This is a genomic window from Saccharopolyspora sp. NPDC047091, assembly GCF_040643635.1.
Classification (GTDB): Bacteria; Actinomycetota; Actinomycetes; order Mycobacteriales; family Pseudonocardiaceae; genus Saccharopolyspora_C.
On sequence record NZ_JBEYUS010000003.1, the window covers coordinates 122,210 to 140,331 of the forward strand.

Annotated in this window: 18 protein-coding genes; 10 read left to right on the plus strand and 8 right to left on the minus strand. The window is 72.8% G+C overall.

From position 1 onward, the window contains the following. Positions 1 to 215: 215 nt before the first annotated feature. Complete coding sequence (locus ABZ805_RS02875; protein ID WP_358433344.1) at positions 216 to 1,103, plus strand: aldolase/citrate lyase family protein; 888 nt, start codon at positions 216 to 218, stop codon at positions 1,101 to 1,103. Between the two features lie 115 nt (positions 1,104 to 1,218). On the opposite strand, the gene ABZ805_RS02880 is transcribed toward ABZ805_RS02875, so the two are convergent. The 6 genes from ABZ805_RS02880 to ABZ805_RS02905 are packed head-to-tail and all read right to left on the minus strand — an operon-like array spanning position 1,219 to position 7,240. Further along, entirely contained in the window at positions 1,219 to 2,076 is an 858-nt protein-coding gene (locus ABZ805_RS02880; RefSeq protein WP_358433347.1) for a phosphogluconate dehydrogenase C-terminal domain-containing protein, read from the minus strand. Next, complete coding sequence (locus tag ABZ805_RS02885; protein WP_358433350.1) at positions 2,073 to 2,870, minus strand: sugar phosphate isomerase/epimerase; 798 nt, start codon at positions 2,868 to 2,870, stop codon at positions 2,073 to 2,075. The genes ABZ805_RS02880 and ABZ805_RS02885 overlap by 4 nt, the downstream gene beginning before the upstream one ends. Next, a complete protein-coding gene (locus ABZ805_RS02890) occupies positions 2,867 to 3,643 on the minus strand; it encodes a triose-phosphate isomerase family protein (RefSeq protein ID WP_358433353.1) in 777 nt (258 codons plus the stop codon). Before ABZ805_RS02890 ends, ABZ805_RS02885 begins: the two co-directional genes overlap by 4 nt. Continuing rightward, entirely contained in the window at positions 3,640 to 4,110 is a 471-nt protein-coding gene (locus tag ABZ805_RS02895) for a ribose-5-phosphate isomerase (RefSeq protein ID WP_358433355.1), read from the minus strand. Before ABZ805_RS02895 ends, ABZ805_RS02890 begins: the two co-directional genes overlap by 4 nt. A gap of 36 nt (positions 4,111 to 4,146) precedes the next feature. Beyond that, positions 4,147 to 5,862 (minus strand): dihydroxyacetone kinase family protein, encoded by a 1,716-nt coding sequence (locus ABZ805_RS02900; RefSeq protein ID WP_358433358.1) that lies wholly within the window; start codon positions 5,860 to 5,862, stop codon positions 4,147 to 4,149. Between the two features lie 31 nt (positions 5,863 to 5,893). Further along, positions 5,894 to 7,240, minus strand: coding sequence for an MFS transporter (locus ABZ805_RS02905; RefSeq protein ID WP_358433361.1), 1,347 nt, complete (start codon positions 7,238 to 7,240; stop codon positions 5,894 to 5,896). Positions 7,241 to 7,666: 426 nt separating this feature from the next. Between ABZ805_RS02905 and ABZ805_RS02910 the strand changes: the two genes are divergently transcribed. From ABZ805_RS02910 to ABZ805_RS02920, 3 genes are all read left to right on the plus strand, one after another. Further along, positions 7,667 to 8,410: a FadR/GntR family transcriptional regulator gene (locus tag ABZ805_RS02910; protein ID WP_358433364.1), complete on the plus strand. Its 744-nt coding sequence runs from the start codon at positions 7,667 to 7,669 to the stop codon at positions 8,408 to 8,410. A gap of 17 nt (positions 8,411 to 8,427) precedes the next feature. Continuing rightward, positions 8,428 to 9,231 (plus strand): class I SAM-dependent methyltransferase, encoded by an 804-nt coding sequence (locus ABZ805_RS02915; protein WP_358433366.1) that lies wholly within the window; start codon positions 8,428 to 8,430, stop codon positions 9,229 to 9,231. Between the two features lie 151 nt (positions 9,232 to 9,382). Further along, the gene (locus ABZ805_RS02920; RefSeq protein ID WP_358433369.1) at positions 9,383 to 9,757 is read left to right on the plus strand and encodes an SdrD B-like domain-containing protein; all 375 of its coding nucleotides are present in this window, start codon (positions 9,383 to 9,385) and stop codon (positions 9,755 to 9,757) included. A gap of 46 nt (positions 9,758 to 9,803) precedes the next feature. Here ABZ805_RS02920 and ABZ805_RS02925 read toward each other — a convergent pair whose 3' ends face one another. Then, on the minus strand, positions 9,804 to 11,021 hold the full coding sequence (locus ABZ805_RS02925; protein ID WP_358433372.1) for a cytochrome P450: 1,218 nt from the start codon (positions 11,019 to 11,021) through the stop codon (positions 9,804 to 9,806). Then, positions 11,021 to 11,551 (minus strand): PadR family transcriptional regulator, encoded by a 531-nt coding sequence (locus tag ABZ805_RS02930; protein ID WP_358433374.1) that lies wholly within the window; start codon positions 11,549 to 11,551, stop codon positions 11,021 to 11,023. The genes ABZ805_RS02925 and ABZ805_RS02930 overlap by 1 nt, the downstream gene beginning before the upstream one ends. Before the next feature lie 331 nt (positions 11,552 to 11,882). On the opposite strand from ABZ805_RS02930, the gene ABZ805_RS02935 reads away from it, so the two are divergent. The 6 genes from ABZ805_RS02935 (at position 11,883) to ABZ805_RS02960 (ending at position 18,097) form a co-directional block, all read left to right on the plus strand. Continuing rightward, positions 11,883 to 12,884, plus strand: a complete 1,002-nt coding sequence (locus ABZ805_RS02935) for a glutathione S-transferase C-terminal domain-containing protein (protein WP_358433376.1) — start codon at positions 11,883 to 11,885, stop codon at positions 12,882 to 12,884. Positions 12,885 to 13,250: 366 nt separating this feature from the next. Next, entirely contained in the window at positions 13,251 to 15,098 is a 1,848-nt protein-coding gene (locus ABZ805_RS02940) for a phage tail sheath C-terminal domain-containing protein (RefSeq protein ID WP_358433378.1), read from the plus strand. 18 nt (positions 15,099 to 15,116) lie between these two features. Then, entirely contained in the window at positions 15,117 to 15,641 is a 525-nt protein-coding gene (locus ABZ805_RS02945; protein WP_358433380.1) for a phage tail protein, read from the plus strand. A 41-nt stretch (positions 15,642 to 15,682) separates the two neighbouring features. Further along, complete coding sequence (locus tag ABZ805_RS02950; protein ID WP_358433383.1) at positions 15,683 to 16,411, plus strand: hypothetical protein; 729 nt, start codon at positions 15,683 to 15,685, stop codon at positions 16,409 to 16,411. Beyond that, positions 16,404 to 17,066, plus strand: coding sequence for a hypothetical protein (locus tag ABZ805_RS02955; RefSeq protein ID WP_358433386.1), 663 nt, complete (start codon positions 16,404 to 16,406; stop codon positions 17,064 to 17,066). Before ABZ805_RS02950 ends, ABZ805_RS02955 begins: the two co-directional genes overlap by 8 nt. Then, positions 17,063 to 18,097 (plus strand): Pvc16 family protein, encoded by a 1,035-nt coding sequence (locus ABZ805_RS02960; RefSeq protein WP_358433389.1) that lies wholly within the window; start codon positions 17,063 to 17,065, stop codon positions 18,095 to 18,097. Before ABZ805_RS02955 ends, ABZ805_RS02960 begins: the two co-directional genes overlap by 4 nt. The last annotated feature ends 25 nt before the right edge of the window (positions 18,098 to 18,122 follow it).

Sequence of the window (18,122 nt, forward strand, 5' to 3'; positions counted from 1 at the left end):
CGGTCGACGCCCGCCGCCGCACCGGAAAACCCTTGGTGCGGCTGGCAATCGGGTGGTCCCGCTCGCGCACCGCTGGGGCGGATCCGCACCCCGCCGCACCGGGAGCACCGCGCGTCCCCGGAGCGGATGAATCGCGCAGCCCTGCGCCTTCGCCGAATGGCCGTCGATCCACCCGGCTCGTACCGTCGGAACCGGCCGATCTGGGGGGAGCGGACATGGTTGACGGAGACGTGGAGACCGCGGTGCGCGCCGCGCGCAGCTGGTTGTTCACACCCAGCACCCGACCGGAGCAGTTCGACGTCGCGGCCCGCGAAGGTGCCGACGCGGTGCTGCTCGACCTGGAGGATTCGGTGCGGCCGCAGGACAAGTCCGCGGCGCGCCGCCTGGTCATCGAACACCTCGCCGCTGCGCTGCCCGGCGAACTGGTCACCGCGGTGCGGATCAACGCCGCCTCGACCGCCGTCGGCCTGGCCGACCTCACCGCGCTGCTCTCCGCCGATGCCGCGCCCGACGTGCTGGTGCTGCCGCGGACCGAATCCGCGGGCGCGCTCGGCGTCATCGAGAACCTGCTGTTCGAGGCGGGCAGCCGCACCATGTTGGTGCCGCTGATCGAAACCGCCCGCGGCCTGCGGAACCTGCCGCGCATCCTCGCCTCGCAGACCCGGGTGGTCGGCGTGCTCGTCGGTGCCGCCGACGTGGCAGCCGACCTCGGCACCGCGGGCGATCCGGAGGCCCTGCGCTCGGTGCGGGATTCCGCGGTGCTCGCCGCGGCCGCCGCCGACGTCGTCGTCATCGACTCGCCGCACTTCGGGGTCGGCGATCCGGAGGCGCTGGCGGCGGAGACGCTGGGCGCCGCGCGCGCCGGGTTCACCTCGAAGACCGCGGTCCACCCGGAGCAGATCGCCACCATCAACGACGCGTTCGCGCCCACCGAGCAGGAACTGTCCTGGGCGCACGCGATCCTCAAGGCGAGCGCGGTGCGCGCGGGCGACGCGGAAGCCCCGGTGGACGAGGCCGACGCCGCGCGCGCCCGCCGCTACCTGCAACGCGCCCGGCCCACCCGGTCGCCCGCTCCGGAACCCGCGGCGGCCCGGGCGATCTGACCGCGGAACGCACGAACGCACCGCCTCGGAGGAGAGCGGTGCGTTCGGCGTCCCCGCAGCGGCCGGCAGGTGGCGCCCGAGCGGCCGAGCGGGGTGGTCGTGCCGATCCGGCGGATCAGCGCTCGATGCGGTCCAGCTTCAGCATCCGGGTGATCACGGCGTCCAGCTGCTCGTCGTTGAAGATCTTCTTCCAGTCGTCCTTGATGATCGACTCGCGGCCGTAGTCCATCGCGATCAGGCACGCGTCGGAGAACGGGTTGTCGCCCTTGAGGGTGTTGGCCAGCGCCACCTGGGTGTGCCCGAGCAGCATCGCGCGCGCGGCGGCCTCCGGGACGCCCACGGTGTGCACGGTCTCGTGCAGCGCCTCCTTGAGCAGGTCGCCCACCATGCAGGCCACCGTCTCCACCAGCGTCGGCTCCAGGTAGGCCAGCTGCTTCACCGTCACCCAGTGCACGTCCACCACCGGCGCGTACATCGCGCGGATCACCGATTCGGCGACGGCGCGGCGCTCCTCGTCGCCGGACTCGATGGCGGCCACGACCTCCTGCGGGGCGGCGATGCCGCCGAAGGTGTCGGCCAGCTCCTCCGGGGTGCGGCGCTGCAGGAACACCGACGGGTGGCAGGGGTGCGCGACCACGTACTCCAGGTCCGCGCGCTTGGCCAGCAGGTTCGCGTACGCGGCGGCCGGGTCGAGGGTGACCACGACGGAACCGGCGCGCAGCTGCGGCACGACCTCCTCGGACACCTTGCCCAGCACGATGTCCGGGACGGCGAGGATGACCACGTCGGCGTCGGCGATCGCGGCCGAGGTCTCGGTGACCGCGCGACCGGCCTCGGTGACGCGCTCCTGCCCGGCGGGGGAGTTCTCGCTGTAGAACACGGTGTGCTCGGTGCGCTGCAGGTTGTCCGACACCCGCATGCCCATCTTGCCGCCCGCGCCGATGACCGCGATCGTCAGCTTCGCATCCGTCATGTCCGCTCGCTCCTCAGGTAGTCCAGGTTGTGCGCGGTCCACTCCCGTTCGACCGCGCAGGTCGTCGCCGCGTCGCCCTGCCAGGGCAGCCAGTGCTCGACGACCTCGTTGACGCCGCGTTCGGCGGCGCGCACCGCGCGCACCTCGTGCGCCCGGTCCAGCTGCCCGGTGCCCAGCCGGGCGCCGGTCAGCGCGAACCCCACCCACCCGGCGGAGCGGGTGAAGGCGAAGTCCTTGACGTGCACGTTCTTCACGTGCGGCGCGGTCAGGTCGATCACGTCGCCGGGAAGTTCCAGCGCGGCCACCACGTTCGCCGGGTCCAGGCAGATGCCCAGGTGCTCGTCACCGACGCGGTCCACCAGGTCGACGAGCGCGCGGGTGGGGACCTGCTCGTAGGTCTCCAGCGCGATCGTCACGCCCGCCGCCGCGTACTCCGGCACGACCTCCCGCAGGTAGGCCTCCGCTTCGCCGAGCGTCGGCCTGCTGTCGGCGGAGTAGAGCATCGACCGCACCAGCGAGGCGTCCAGCCGCCCGGCCAGCTCCAGGTAGCGGCGCAGGTGGTCCGGCCGCAGCCCGCGCGTGCCCAGTTCGAGGCGCACCCCCAGTCGCCGCGCCTCGTCCCGGACCTCGTCGAGCTCGGCGTCGCCCATCGACTCCAGCGGCGGGTAGTCGCAGATCTGGAACAGGTGCACGCCCTGCGCCGCGGTGTCCGCGAGCATCCCGGTCAGCGACAGCGGTTCCGGCACCTGGTCGGACCACTGCCAGAAGTAGGCGTAGGTGCTCAGCCCGATCATGCGGTCACCCCGCCGAGCGCGACGACCTCGTCGAGGATCTGCTCCAGCGCGGCCGGGTCGTGCGCGAAGCGGCCGAGGAACAACCCGTCCGCCGCGTCGCCGAGCGTGCTGAGCAGGCCCGGCCCCGCGCTGCCGCCGTAGATCACGCGGCTGCCCGCCAGCACCGGTTCCGCGTCCAGCGCGGAGCGCAGTTCGCCGCACACCGCGCCGATGAACTCGGGGTCGGCGGGTTCGGCGGCGCCGATCGCCCACTGCGGTTCGTAGGCCACCACGACCGCGCCGAGCCGGTCCGCTTCGCGGGCGCGGGACAGCGCCGAGTCCAGCTGCTCCAGGCAGGTGCGCACCGCGTCGGTGCTGCCGCCCGCCTGCTCCTCGCCGAGGCACAGCACCGGGGTCAGCCCGTTGCGCAGCGCCGCCGCCGTCTTCGCCGCGACCACCGGGTCGTCCTCGCCGAACAGCCTGCGCCGCTCGGCGTGCCCGACCTCGACGTGGCTGCAACCCAGTTCGCGCAGTTCCGCGCCGCTGACCTCGCCGGTGTAGGCGCCGTGGTCCGCCCAGAACAGGTCCTGGGCGCCGACCTCGACCGGGGTGTCCCGGAAGAGCTCCAGCGCGGGGGCCAGCCCGGGGAACGAGGGCAGCACGAACAGCTCCGCGCCGCCGCCGCGCACCGCGGGATGGCGGCGGGCGAGCTCGGCGACCTCCGCGCACCAGTCCAGCGTGCGCTGGTGCCCGAAGTACATCTTCAGGCTGACGCCGATGGTCCGGCTGGTCACCGCGGGCTCCCGTTCTCGTAGTCGCTGATCAGGCAGACCTTCTGCGCCGAGGCCGATTCCGGGTCGAAGCGGTGGGTGAGCCACTCGGCGGCGAGCTTGCGGGCCAGCTCGATGCCGACGACGCGCTGGCCGAAGGTGAGCACCTGCGCGTCGTTGCTCTTGATGGCCCGTTCCACGGAGAAGCCGTCGTGCGCGGTGACCGCCCGGATGCCCTCGACCTTGTTCGCGGCGATCGCCACGCCCAGCCCGGTGCCGCACACCAGCAGCGCCCGGTCGGCCTCCCCGGCCGCGACGAGTTCGGCGGCGGCGATGGCGACGGTGGGGTAGGGGGTGTGCCCGTCGGCGTGCACGCCGACGTCGCGCACGGAGGCGACGAGGTCGCTGTTCTCCAGGTCCTGCTTGAGGATCTCCTTGTAGTCGAACCCGGCGTCGTCCGAGCCGACCACGATGCGCAGCTTGTCGCTCACGCGCGTTCTCCTTTCACCGCAACGGGGTTCGGGTCATCACCTGGCGAGCACCGCGTGCACCGCGCGGGTGATCAGCGACAGCGAGACGGCGCCCGCGTCGGGGGTGCCGAGGCTCTTCTCGGCGAGGGGGCGGGCCCGGCCGCGCAGCGGGCGCAGCGAGGCGGTGGCCTCGGCGGCCTTCCCCGCGGCGGTGGCGGCGGCATCCCACGCGGTGGGGAGGTCGGATCCGGTGGCGATCGCGGATTCCAGCTCGTCGGCGAACGGCACCAGCGCGTCGACCATGGTCTTGTCGCCGAGTTCGGCCTTGCCCAGCCGCACCACGGCGTCGGCGGCGGCCCGCACCGCGGCGGCGGTGGTGCGCGGCCCGGGGGTGGTCTCGTCGCCGATCTCGGCGCCGACGGCGCGCAGCGCCACGCCCCACAGCGCGCCCGAGGTGCCGCCCGCCCGGTCGGCCCAGGCGTCGGCGGCGCGGTTGAACGTGCTGCCCGCGCCCGCGCCGCGTTCGACGGCCTCGCGGGCGGCGGTCACGGCCGCGTCCGCGCCGCGCTGCATGCCGATGCCGTGGTCGCCGTCGCCCGCGACCGCGTCGATCCGGCCCAGCTCCGCCGCGTTGTCGTCCACAGTGGACTTGATGGCTTCGAGCACGGCCAGCGCGCAGCGCGCGGATTCCTGCGATTCACCGGTGGCGGGCGGGATCACGTCCAGCGCCACGAAGTCCTCGCCCGCCTCGGCGTCCTCGGCGGCGACCGCAGGCGTCTTCCGGTAGGCGGCGGAGTCGGCGGGGGCGCGCCAGAACCGCTCCAGCTCGTCGTCCAGCCAGCACAGCGTGAGGGAGGCGCCCGCCATGTCGAAGCTGGTCACCAGTTCGCCCACCTCGGGTTCGACGACCTCCACCCCGGCTTCGGCGAGCAGCGCGGCGACCCGGCGGTACACCACGAACAGCTCCTCGTACTTCACCGAGCCGAGTCCGTTGAGCAGCACCACGACCCGCGATCCGGCGACCTCAACGCCTTCGGGAACCTCGGCGAGCAGGGTGCGCACGAACAACTCGGCGAGCTCGTCGGCGCTCGGCACGTCCTGCTCCGCGATGCCCGGTTCGCCGTGGATGCCCAGCCCCACGGCCATCTTCCCCTCCGGCACGGTGAACAGCGGTTCCTCGGCGCCGGGCAGCGTGCAGCCGCCGAAGGCGACGCCGAAGGAGCGGGTGCGGTCGTTGGCGCGGGCGGCGACCCGCACCACCTCGTCGAGGTCGTACCCGGCCGCGGCCGCCGCCGACGCTGCCTTGAACACCACCAGGTCGCCCGCGACGCCGCGCCGCTTGTCCCGCTCCTCGGCCGGGGCGCTGGAGACGTCGTCGGTGACGACCACGGTGCGGCAGTCGATGCCGTCGCCGCGCAGCCGCTGCTCGGCGAGGCCGAAGTGCAGCACGTCGCCCGCGTAGTTCCCGTAGCACAGCAGCACTCCGCCGCGGTTGTGCGCCGAGGTCGCGACCGAGCGCACCTGCTGCGCGGACGGCGAGGCGAACAGGTTGCCCATCGCCGCGCCGTGCGCGAGGCCGTCGCCGACCAGCCCGCTGAACGCGGGGTAGTGCCCGGAGCCGCCGCCGATCACGACGGCGACCTCGCCGGTGCGGGCGCGGTTGCGGCGGACCACTCCGCCGGGCACCCGGCGCACCCGGTGCGCCTGGGCGGCGGCGAAACCTTCCAGCATCTCCTCGGCGAACGAGCCGGGGTCGTTGAACAGGCGGGCCATGAGCTCTCCTACGGGAACGGGGGAACGGCGGTCACTCGGCGGCGGGCACGCGGCGGTCGGCCCGCTCGGTGCGCGCGAGCAGCACCATCAGCACGGCCGACAGCAGCAGGAACGCGCCCACGACGAACATCGGCACCACGTAGGAACCGGTCCAGTCGAACAGCGCGCCGGTGACGTACGGCGCGAGGAACCCGGCCAGGTTGCCGACCGTGTTGATCAGCGCGATGCCCGCGGCGGCGGCCACCCCGGTGAGGAACTTCGTCGGCAGCGTCCAGAAGTTCGGCAGCGCCGCGAAGATCGCGCAGGCGGTGACCGTGATGATCGCGATGGTCAGCTCGGGGGAGCCGGCGAACAGCGCCAGCGGCACGCTGACCGCGCCGACCACCGCGGGCACGGTGATGTGCCAGGAGCGCAGGCCGCGCCGGGTGGCGTCCCGGGACCACAGGTACAGCACGATCGCCGCGGGCAGGTACGGGACCGCGGTGATCAGGCCCTTCTCGAACACGCCGAACGTGGTGCCGAACCGCTGCTCGAAGTCGCCGATGATCGCGGGCAGGAAGAACGCGAGCGTGTAGAGCCCGTAGATGAACCCGAAGTACAGCATCGCCAGCGTCCACACCCGGCCGTTGCCGAACACCGACCGGATGCCGTGGTGCCCGGATTCGGCGGCCGTCTGCTGCTTCTCGGCGGCGAGCTCGCCGGTGAGCCAGTCCTTCTCGGCGGCGGTGAGCCACTTCGCGTCGCGCGGGTCGTCGGCGAGGTAGAACCAGGCGACGACGCCGAGCACGATGGCGGGGATCGCGACGCCGAAGAACATGAAGCGCCAGCCCTCCAGCCCGAACACGCCGTGCTGCTGGATGAGCCAGCCCGCCAGCGGGGCGCCGATCACGGTGGTCAGCGGCTGCGCGAGGTAGAACAGCGCGAGGATCTTGCCGCGGTGCCGGGCGGGCACCCACAGGCTCAGGAACAGCACGGCACCGGGGAAGAACCCGGCTTCGGCGACGCCGAGCAGGAAGCGCAGCACGGCGAGCTGGGTGAAGTCCTGCACCCAGGTGAACAGCAGCGCCACCACGCCCCAGCTGACCATGATCCGGGCGAGCCAGCGGCGGGCGCCGAACTTGTTCAGCGCGATGTTGCTGGGCACTTCCAGCAGCAGGTAGCCGACGAAGAACACGCCGGAGGCGAAGCCGAACTGGGCCGCGGACAGCGCCAGGTCGTCCTGCATCCCGTTCGGCGCGGCGAAGCTGATCGCCGTCCGGTCGAGGTAGTTGACGAAGAACATCAAGGCCACGAACGGCACGAGGCGGACGGCGACCTTGCGAATGGCCGACTTCTCCACCCCCGGACCGCGCTGCTGCGCGGCGGTCGAGGTGTCCACATTGACTCCTTTGAAGCGGGTGCGGGCGAGGACCGCGGCCGGGGCGGGCGGTCCTGGTCCGGGCGTGGCGCGGCCGCGGGCGTTCCGCGGCGGGGCTTCGCCGTTCGGCCTAGTATCGAGAGCAGCCCCCAACCTGTCAACCGGTTGACCAATTAGCGGCAACTTGAACGAGAAAGCACTCCGATCCGAGCCTGACGCGGCAGGTCCTGCTGTTCCTCGTCAGCGGCGAAGCCGCTGAGCGGCGACCCAGCACGCAACCGGACCACCCGCGGGTTCTCAGCGGCTTCCTCGCGAGGACAGCGCTTTCTCCTGTGGCGGAGCCACCGGTGAAAACGATCCCGCAGCGAGGGGACCGCTGAGGTTCCGCCACCCGACCCCCTACGCGACAAGAGTCGGCCAGACGGCGAGAAGTTAGGATGCGTGCCCATGCCTCCGTACCCGGAAAACCCCGATGCCGCGTTCGGCGCCGCCCTCGGCGCCGTGCCCGCGGGTACGGCCGTCTCCGCGGTCGCCAAGCGACTGCTGGACCTGTTCACCACCGGCGACCTGGAGCCCGGCACCCGGCTGCCGCCCGAGCGCAGCCTCGCCGCCTCGCTCGGTGTCGGCCGCTCCGCGATCCGGGAAGCGCTGGCGGCGCTGGAGATCCTCGGCATCGTCGACGTGCGGCCCGGCTCCGGCACCTACCTGCGCGGCAGCGCCTCCGAACTGCTGCCGCAGACGCTGAGCTGGGGCCTCATGCTCGGCGAGCCGCGCACCCGCGAACTCGTCGAGGTGCGCAACGGGCTGGAGGTGCTCGCCGTGCGCAGCGCCGCGGTCCGCCGCACCGACGACGACCTCGCCGACCTCGCCGCCCAGCTCGACGGGATGCGGGACAACCGCACCGAACTGGACAAGTTCGTCGAGGCCGACCGGCTGTTCCACCTGCGGATCGCGGTGGCCTCCGGGAACGTGGTGCTGCAGCAGCTGCTGCAGAACGTGCGCTCGCTGCTGCGGCTGTGGGTGGAGCGGGCGCTGGCCGACCAGGGCCACGCCGACCTCGCGCTCGCGGAGCACGAACTCGTCTACGCGGCACTGCGCGACGGCGACCCGGACGCGGCCGCCGAAGCGATGAGCGCCCACATGCACACCGCCGCGGGCCGCCTCGCCGAGCACTTCGGCCAGGAGGCATGACGGCCTAGGCTCGGCGCATGGTCACTCCGGGCGAGTCCGTTCCGCCGCACGAGCACCGCGAGATCGCCGAGTCGTTCGGCGCCGACGCGGACCGCTACGACCGCGCCCGGCCGCACTACCCGCGCGCCGTCGCCGACGCCGTGCTCACCGGGTTGTCCGGCCGCCGGGTCCTCGACGTCGGCATCGGCACCGGCATCTCGGCGCTGCAGTTCGGCGCGGCGGGAGCGGAGGTCACCGGGGTGGAAGTCGATCCGCGGATGGCCGAGCTCGCCCGCGCCCGCGGGTTCACGGTGGACGTGGCCCGGTTCGAGGACTGGGATGCCGGTGCGCGGACTTTCGACGCGGTGATCGCCGGTCAGACCTGGCACTGGATCGACCCGGAACTCGGCGCGGCGAAGGCGGCGCGTGTGCTGCGGCCCGGCGGCAGGCTCGCGCTGTTCTGGAACGTCGCCGAGCCAGAGCCCGGGATCGCGTCCGGGTTCGCCGACGTCTACCGCCGCAGCGACACCGGCCTGCCGTTCACCCCGTGGGCCACCCCGGCCCTCGCCTCCTACGACGCGATCACCGCGAGCGCGGTCGCCGGGATCGCCGCCACGGACGCGTTCGCGGATCCGGTGCGGTCGCGCTTCGACCGGCGGACCACGATGGGCCGCGCGGCCTGGCTGGACCAGGTGCCGACCCAGGGCGGCCACCACCGGATTCCGGCGGACCGGCTCGCCGCGCTGCTCGCCGAGCTCGGGCGGGTCGTCGACGAGCACGGCGGCTCGTTCACCTTGGATTGCGCCACGATCGTGCTCACCGCGGACCGCCTTCCCCGGTGATCAGCGGATTCTCCGTCCGTGCCAAGGGATTTCCGCGCGGAGACAACCGGGGAGGGAGCATCGGCGTCCCCGTTCCGGGAGGTCGTGCTCAGACGGCCTCCGGGGGAACGGAGTTCGGGCGGGTGCACCGCCCGTTCCAGAGGAGGATGTCGTGCGAGGAATCATGGCCGCGATGCTCGCGGCGCCGTTGCTGGTGGCCACCGCCGCCCTGCCCGCGCAGGCGGAGGCCGCGCCGTCGGACGGCGGGCTGGGTGGGGTCGTCTACCTCGACGCCAACGGGGACGGCGAGCGGCAGGCGGACGAGGCGGGGGTCGCCGGAATCACCGTCTCCTACAGCTGGGCCAGCGGGGACGTGCACGGGAAGCTGGTGACCGACGAGAACGGCCACTACGAGATCGCGGACCTGCCCTACGGCAAGTACTCGGTGCAGGTCTACGCCGACGGGTACACCAACACCACGCCGTGGGCGGTCGGCACGGCCGTGTGGGGCCCGGCGGACTCGGGCATCGACTTCGGCATCCAGTGAGCACCGGGTGCACGTCCCGCTCACCGCGGGACGTGCACCGGTCCGATCACCAGGTGATCGGGAGGGCCTTCACCCCGCCGGTCACCCGGTCCGAGCGGACGTCGAGGTCGTCGACGTCGACCGCCAGCCGCAGGCCCGGGAACCGCTGGAACAGCTCGGTGAACACCACCTTCAGCTCGGTGCGGGCCAGGCTCGCGCCGATGCAGAAGTGCATGCCGTGCCCGAAGGTCAGGTGCACGTTCGGCTTGCGCTCCGGGTCGAAGTGCTCCGGTTCGCCGTACACCGATTCGTCGCGGTTCGCCGCGCCGGTCGGGATGAGCACCGCGTCGCCGCGCGCGATGAGCTGCCCGCCGACCTCCACGTCCTCGTGGGCGTAGCGCAGCAGGCCGAGGCCGCTGGGGTCGGCGACCCGCAGGATCTCCTCCACCGTCTGCTGCACCCGCCCTGCCGGGTCGGCGGCGAACTCGTCCCGGCGCTCCAGGTCCGTCAACAGCAGCAGCACGCCGAGGTCGATGCGCGTCACCGTCGTCTCGTGCCCGGCGAACAGCAGGCCGGAGGCGAGCCTGGACATCTCGCCGTCGTCGAAGTCCGGGTCGGATTCCTGCGCCCGCACCAGGTCGGTGACCACGTCCTCACCGGGGGACTGCCGCTTCACCTCGGCGAGCCGCGCCATGTACTCGGCCAGCTCGACCCGCGCGTCCTGCGCGGCGTCGCCGGTGCCCATCCGGCTCATCCGGTCGGAGAGCCCGGCGAAGTACTCGCGGTCCTCGAACGGCACCCCGAGGAGTTCGCAGATCACCAGCACCGGCAACGGGAACGACAGGTGCTCGTGCAGGTCCACCGGGGAATCCGGGTTCGCGTCGTGCGCGGCCTGCAGCGAATCCAGGCAGCCCCGCACCAGGTCCTGCACGTGCTCGGTGAGCAGCCGCATCCGCTTCGCGGAGAACGCGGGGGTGAGCAGCTTGCGCATCCGGTGGTGCCGGGCCTGCTCGGTGTCGTAGTCGCCGTTCGGTCCGTTGAGGACACCCGCGTCGGAGATCTTCGAGGCCTGTTCCGGAGCCGGGTGCGAGCGGCCGAACCGCGCGTCGCCGAACACGGTGCGCGCCTCCTCGAACGAGGTGATCAGCCACGCCGGGTCCCCGGCTGGCGTGCGCACCCGGGTGATCGGCGACTGCTTGCGCAGCACCTCGTACAGCGGCGCGATCTCCAGCACGTTCGGCCGGTCGAACGGCAGCTGCGGCAGGGCTTCGGCCGTGGTGCTCATCAGTGCTCCTCCTGTGGTGGTGGGGAATCTGCGGCGGCCCGGGCGGCGATCCCGTCGAGCCAGTCCAGTTCGGCGCGCAGCCTGCGCAGCGATTCGTCCAGCGCCTCCTGGCCCCAGGTGCTCGCGCCGCGGCGGGTGAGCGCGGCGAGCCGGTCGCTGCGCTGCCGCAGCGCCCGCCTGCGCGCGTCGACGACGCCGAGCCGCTCCCCGGCGGTCAGCCAGTCGAAGTGCGCGAGGCGGGCCAGGAACTCCGGTGCGTCCGCGGCGAGCTCGGCCGGCAGGTCGGCGAGCATGTCGTGCAGCAGTTCCCGGCCGACCTCGGTGATCGTGTAGACGTTCCGCGGCGGCCGGCCCTCCTGCGGTTCGGCGGTGCGCGTGACGGCCGCGGCTTCGGTGAACCGGCGCAGCGCCGGGTACAGCGAGTTGTTCGAGAGGGCGAACCCGGTGCCCTCCTCCACCCGCTTCCGCAGCTCGTAGCCGTGCGAGGGCTCCTTGGCGAGGTGGGCCAGCAGCAGGACATCGATCCACACCTAAGTCACGATAACCTAGGTCACCCTGACGGTCGACCTCCCAGGCCCACCACCCCAGGCGAGCGACCCGCTCACGCCGCCGCCCGTCCCAGCGGCCCACGCACCCGCGAGGCCGCTCCAGGTGAGTGGCCCGTTCGCCCCGTCTCCCTGGTCGGGTGGCCCATTTACCTGTGGGATCGTTTCGGGTGGGTGGCCCGTTCGGCTTGTCCGGTCGGTCGGGTGGGGCACTCGGATTCGACGGTGGGGGTCGCGCGGTCGGCGGTGAACGTTGGGCCGTTCGGCGGCGTAGGGTCGAGCCCGAATCCGGCCGCAGCCGCAAGGGGGTCGCATCGTGGGAGCCGCGCAGTCCTCGACCGACGAGTTCGTCCGCGAACCGCTGGGGGTGCAGGAGCGGATCACCGCCGACGGCAGCTCCCCGTGGCCCGTCGAACCGCACCGCTACCGGCTCATCGGCGCCCGCGCCTGCCCGTGGGCGAACCGCGTCATCATCGTGCGCAGGCTGCTCGGCCTCGAACCGGTGCTGTCGCTGGGCATCGCCGGGCCGCTGCACGACGACCGCAGCTGGCGCTTCCACCTCGACCCCGGCGGCGTCGACCCGGTGCTCGGCGTCGAATGGCTGCGCGAGGCCTACGAGCGGGCGATCCCCGGCTACGACAAGGGCGTCACCGTCCCCGCGATCGTCGAGATCTCCACCGGGAAGGTCGTCACGAACGCCTACCAGGACCTCGAATTCGACCTCGCCACCCAGTGGAGCGCGCACCACCGCCCCGGCGCGCCCGACCTGTTCCCGGCCGAGCACCGCGACGAGATCGCCGAGATCTCCGACCTGCTGTTCCACGACGTCAACAACGGCGTCTACAAGTGCGGGTTCGCCAAGGCCCAAGGCGCGTACCAGAAGGCCTACGACGCGCTGTTCGCCCGGCTGGACCAGCTGTCCGAGCGGCTCGCCGGGCGGCGCTACCTCGTCGGCGACACCATCACCGAGGCCGACGTGCGGTTCTGGGTGACGCTGGTCCGCTTCGACGCCGCCTACCACGGGCACTTCAAGTGCAACCGGTCCACGCTCACCGACATGCCGGTGCTGTGGGCCTACGCGCGCGACCTGTTCCAGACGCCCGGGTTCGGCGACACCATCGACTTCGAGCAGATCAAGCAGCACTACTACGGGGTGCACAGCGAGATCAACCCGACCGGGATCGTGCCGAAGGGCCCGGACCCGTCGGGCTGGCTGACGCCGCACGGGCGCGAGGAGCTCGGCGGGCGCCCGTTCGGCGACGGCACTCCGCCCGGCCCGCCGCCGATCGCGGAACGGGTACCACCGATCGGCGAGTAGCGGACCGGATTGCGCGGAATTCGTGCGATCCGACGGATTCCGCTGCGCCGTTCGGCGCACCTGCGTCGATTCCGCTGATATTCGATCTTCATCGCGCTGAGCCATTCGTGAAAAGCGCTTGACCTCCGCGGACGATCTCAAGAAACTGATCTCGCGCGCCGGTTCCAGCAGGTCGCCAGCCGGGAAGGGGTCCCGGCCCTGTCCAGCGCGCGAAGGATCGGGGCTTCGCGGCTCCGTTCCGCCATTGGGGGAATGGTTTCTTCACCCGGCTCGGTTTCCGAGCCGAGCGCTTTTCGCGCGCTTTCGTTCCGCTGCCTTTCCCCCTGACCCCGTGCGCTTTCCTGCGTGCGGAGGAATGGGAGGGGCATGCCGACGAACACGTCCTATCCAGGTGTCCACGTCGAGGAGATCCCGAGCAGCGCGCGCACCATCTCCACCGTCACCACCTCGGTGACCGCGTTCGTCGGGCACACCCGCCGCGGACCGCTGAACGAGCCGGTGCGGGTGACCAGCTTCGCCGAGTTCGAGCGCCGCTTCGGCGGGCTGACCTCGCGCGGCGCGCTCGGCTACGCGGTGCACCAGTTCTTCGCCAACGGCGGCACGATCGCGGTCGTGGTGCGCGTCGCCGCCCGCGGCAGCGGCAAGGCCGCCTCGGTGGTGCTGCACGCCGGTGACCGGCGCAAGGACTGCCCGGTGCTCGCGGTGCACGCTAAAGAACCCGGTGCGTGGGGCAACGGCCTGCACGTCACCGTCGACCACGACACGACCTGCCCCGAGGAGACGTTCAACCTGCACGTCGCCGACGCGCGGGTCGGCGTCCGCGAATCCTTCGGCGGCCTGTCGCTGGATCCCGGGCACGGCCGGTACGCGGAGGCCGCGGTGAACTCGTCCTCGGCGCTGATCCGGGTCGAAGTGCTGGATTCGGGGCTGCCCGCCGCGAACGGCACCGTGTCCCGCCCGTTCGACGGCGAGCTGCCCGACCTGGGCGTGGAGCTCACCGCGAAGATCGGCGACGTGGAGCGGGACTTCACGCTCTACGAGGAGGACGTGGACGGCGAGGCACCGTGCAGCGTCGCCGAACTGGCGCTGCTGCTGGAGCGCAAGCTGCGCTCGCTGCCGGACGCGCCGGGCAAGCGCGCGTTCGCGGGGGCGACCGTCACCGCGTTCGGCGACCGGCTGCAGACCGTCGCCGGTTCCACCGATCCGGCGGACGAGGTCCGGTTCCGCGGCGAGTGCGCCGGGGACCTCGGGCTCGACGAGGTGGTGCGCCCGCCGGTGTTCCCGCTGGAGTGCGGGGAGGACGGCGACCCGCCGGGACCGCGCGACCTCATCGGCAGCGAGGCGCGCAAGACCGGGTTGCAGGCGTTGCGCGACGTGGACGACGTGAACCTGCTGGCGCTGCCCGAACTCGCCGGGTACGAGTCCACTGAGGACGTGCTGGCGGTGCTCACCGCCGCCGACCGGATCTGCCGCGAACGCCGGATCTTCCTGCTGGTGGACGCGCCGTCGGCGTGGTCCGGGGTGGACGCGGTGCGCGCCGGGATCGCCGCGTTCGACCCGGTGCGCAGCGACCACGCGGGCCTGTTCTTCCCGCACCTGCAACTCATCGACCCGCTGTCCGGGCGGCTGCGGTCCTTCCCGCCGTGCGGGGCGGTCGCCGGGGTCATCGCCCGCACCGACGCCGAACGCGGCGTGTGGAAGGCACCCGCGGGGACCGAGGCGAAGCTGCTCGGGGTGCGCTCGCCGTCGGTGCGGCTCACCGACCGGGAGAGCGGGCTGCTCAACCCGCTCGGGGTGAACTGCCTGCGCACGTTCCCCGTGGTGGGCGCGGTCGTGTGGGGCGCGCGGACCCTCGCGGGCTCGGATGCGGCCGACTCGGAGTGGAAGTACCTGCCGGTGCGGCGGCTGGCGCTGCACGTGGAGGAGAGCCTGCGCCGCGGTCTGCAGTGGGCGGTGTTCGAACCGAACACCGAGCAGCTGTGGCAGCAGATCCGGCTCAACGCCTCCGCCTACCTGCACACCCTGTTCCGGCAGGGCGCGTTCCAGGGCGGCACGCCCCGCGAGGCGTACTTCGTCAAGTGCGACGCCGACACCACCACGCAGGAGGACGTCGACCGCGGAGTCGTCAACGTCGTCGTCGGCATCGCGCCGACGAAACCAGCCGAGTTCGTGATCGTGACCATCCAGCAGTTCGCCGGCCTCCCGCAGGCGTAGCGAACCGGAGGAGTGAGCATGGCCGAGTTCCAGATCAACGCGCACCGCTTCGACCCGTACAAGAACTTCAAGTTCCTCGTCCTGTGGGACGGGCGCACGGTGGCGGGCGTCAGCAAGATCAGCCCGTTGAAGCGCACCACCGAGGTGGTCAAGCACCGCCACGGTGGCGACCCGAGCTCCCCGCGCAAGGCACCGGGTCGCTCCGAGTTCGAGGGCATCACCTTGGAGCGCGGGGTCACCCACGACCCCGAGTTCGACCGGTGGGCCAACAAGGTCTGGCAGGTCGGCGCCGGTCTCGGATCCGAGGTGTCGCTGGCCGACTTCCGCAAGGACATCGTCATCCAGCTGCTCAACGAGGCGGGCCAGGTCGCCGTCTCGCACAAGCTGTACCGCACCTGGCCCAGCGAGTACCAGGTGCTGGGCGAGCTGGACGCGAACGCGAACGCGGTGGCGATCCAGAGCCTGAAGCTGGAGTGCGAGGGCTGGGAGCGGGACTACGAGGTGCCGGAGCCGACGGAACCGGCGTTCACCAATCCCGTATAGCTCCACTGTGGACGGATGTTCGGGGGGAGGGGTGTCGGGTGGTGGTGACGGGACCGGCGGAGCTGCTGGCCGCCTGGGAAGCCGGGTTGGCGCAGCGCGCGCCCGGGCGGGCTGACCTGCTGCACCGGGCTTCGCGTCCGGAGGCCACGGTGGCGCAGCTCGACGCGGAACCGCTCGGGGCGCGGGTGGCGGACCTGCTGGAGCTGCGTCGCGCGCTGTTCGGCGAGCGGATGCAGGTGCTGCTGGAGTGCGCCGCGTGCGGCGAGGTCGTCGAGTTCGACCTGGACGCGCGCGGCCTCGCCGACCACCCACGGCCCACCGGTGATCCGCTGCGGGTGGTGGACGACGGCGTCGAGGTCGAGTTCCGGTTGCCGACGGCCGCCGACCTGGATGCGGCGGCCACCGCACCGGCCGAACAGCGCGGCGCGTGGTTGCTGGCCCGCTGCACGCTCTCCGCCGAGCAGGACGGCGAACCGGTCGACCCGGACCGGCTTCCGGAGCGGGTGCGGCGGCGGATGGGGGAGCTCGCCGAGCAGGCCGATCCGGCGGCGGACCTGGCGGTGACCGTGCACTGCCCGCACTGCGGCGGCGGCACGCCGACGGTGCTGGACGTGGCCGAATTCCTGTGGTCGGAACTGGATTCGTGGTCCCGGGACGTGCTGCTGGACGTGCACCTGCTCGCCGCCGCCTACGGGTGGAGCGAGCCGCAGATCCTGGCGCTCAGCCCGCTTCGGCGGCGTTACTACCTGGAGTTGTGCGCTGATGGCTGATTTCTTCGACCGGCTGGCCGCCCGGCACGATCCGGCGGCGGTGCGGCTGCAACCCCGGTTGCCGGGACCGTTCGAGCGGGTGGGCTCGCTGCCGGACCCGGCACCGGAGGCCGAATCTCCCGCAGCGGCGCGGGTTCCGGCTCCGGTGCTGCGGGAGCGCGAGGTGCGGCGGGTGGAGCGGGAGGTGCACCGCACCGACCGGATCACCGTGGTGCGCGCCGAATCCCCGGCCACCGAGCCGCCACCGCGAGCGGAAGCCGCACCGCGGCGGGACGCGGCCGAACCGGTGGCGAGGCTGGTGCCGCCGGCGGACGTCACCCCGGCGCCCGAACCGCCGCGCCCGGCCCGGGAGCACGCGCCGGGCGAGCCCGAACCGGTGCGGGAGCGCGGCGGCTCGCTGCGCCCGGCGGCCGCCACGCCGGCCCCGGCCGACTCCCCGCGCACCCGGATCGCGGCCGCCGCTGCCGCACCGCGCATCGCGCCCGCATCGCGCCGCCGCCCGCCCGCGCCCGCGGAACCGGTGGTGCGGGTGGAGATCGGGCGCCTCCAGGTCGGCGCCGCCGCACCGCAGCGACCACCGGACCGGCCGCGGGCGGGCCGCCGCGCGCCCGCGGTGAACCTGGCCGACTACCTCGACGAGCGGGCGGGTTCATGAGCAACGCACTGGCCATCGCCACGGTCACGCAGGCCCTCGCACTGCTGATCGAGAGCAACCTGCGACCCGAGATCGACTTCGCGGTGTCGGTGGAGACCCGCAAGCCACCGGCCGAACCACCGACCGACCCGACGATCACCGTGTTCCTGTACCAAGTGGCGCCGAACCCGTCGCTGCGCAACACCGAACTGCCCAGCCGCGCCTCCGGTGGCGGGCTGCTGGCGCGGCCCACGGCGGCGCTGGACCTGCACTACCTGATCAGCGCCTACGGCGAGGAGACCGAGCTGGTGGGGCAGCGGTTGATCGGCTGCGTGGTGCGGACCCTGCAGGAGATCCCGGTGCTGCCCCGCGAACTGCTGGTGGAGGCGGCGTCGCGGCCGTACTTGGCGGGCAGCGACCTGGCGGACTCGGCGCAGCGGGTGCGGTTCTCGCCGATCCAGATGGACACCGACGAGACCTCGAAGCTGTGGGGGATGCTGCACCAGACGCCGTACGCGCTGTCCACGACCTACCAGGGCTCGCTGGTACTCATCGAGGGCCGCGAGAAGCCGGTGCCGCCGAAACCGGTGGAGCGGGTGGTGCCGACCGCGCGGCCGTTCGCACCGGCGGGCCCGCCCGGTGCGGCGGCGGAGTCCACCGGTGATGAGGAGTCGGCCGGGCCACCGGCGGGGACCGGTCCGGAACCCGGGCAGGATTCGGAACCCGAGCAGGCATCCGCGTCCGGACCGGACTCCGAGCCCGAGCAGGCGCCGGAACCCGGGCAGGCATCCGAACCCGATGGAGAACCGGAATCCGGCGCGGCGAAGCCGAAGCGGCGCGCCAGCACGTCGAAGCGGACCGGCACCGCCCAGCGCGCCGATGGCACCACCGCGACGAAGCGCGCCGGCGGCACCACCGCGACCGGGCGCGCGAGCGGCGGTGCGAAGCGCGGCGGCCCGAGTGCGGCGCGCGGCACCCGCACCTCCCCGCCGGCAGAGCCGACCACCACCAAACCGTCCACTTCGGACGATTCACGTGACGGGCGGGGCTGATCCGGTGCGCGACGAGCGGGGAGGG